This is a genomic window from Wolbachia endosymbiont of Drosophila bicornuta (genome assembly GCF_028982105.1).
GTDB classification, from domain to species: Bacteria; Pseudomonadota; Alphaproteobacteria; order Rickettsiales; family Anaplasmataceae; genus Wolbachia; species Wolbachia pipientis.
Genome location: NZ_JAPQLF010000021.1, coordinates 1 through 759 on the forward strand (window position 1 = coordinate 1; position 759 = coordinate 759).

The window sequence follows — 759 nt, forward strand, 5'->3', positions numbered from 1 at the left end:
TGCTTATGGCTATGGTAGAGCAGTAGCATATTATGATCTGTTCGGATTATTGTAAAAAGAGCTATATATCCTTATTTACTCAAAGATTTGATTATTTGCAGAGTTAATCAGGTATGGGCTACTGATATAACATATATTATGGTAGAAGGTAAGTTTGTCTATTTTGTGGCAATAATGGACTTGTATAGTCGCTATATTATTGCTCATTCATTATCACCATATCTTGATGCTGGATTTTGCCTTTATACTCTCAAAGAAGCTCTAAAACAAGGTAAACCTGAGATTTTTAATAGCGATCAAGGAGTGCAGTTTACTAGCTATAACTTTATTATGGAATTAGAGCGTGCTAATGTTAAAATCAGTATGGACCATAAAGGACGTTGCTTCGACAATATATTTGTTGAACGCTTATGGAGAAGTTTAAAGCAAGAAGCTATATATTATTATAAACCAAATAGTATCAGAGATTTGAATCTTATAATAAATGATTTTGTTGGTTGGTATAACTATAGAAGGCGACATCAGACTCTACATTATAAAGTTCCTGCTGATCTTTATTATCATAAACAGTAAATGAATATAATGAATATATTGATAAATACTTTAAATGTGTGTCGACGTATTTATCAACATATTCATTTTAAAAATCGGATTACTTTGAAAAAAATGGTCTAGACAAATGGGTGCACTATAGTATAGCACTTCTCGCAATAGTCCGAATAGGATAAGATATGTGCTTATGGCTATGGTAGAGCAGTA

General features: G+C 31.4%; 1 pseudogene. It reads left to right on the forward strand.

The features are described 5' to 3' along the window. Positions 1–54: 54 nt before the first annotated feature. Positions 55–573 (forward strand): annotated as a pseudogene (locus OZD68_RS00135) (IS3 family transposase); the annotation flags it as partial. Positions 574–759 lie beyond the last annotated feature (186 nt).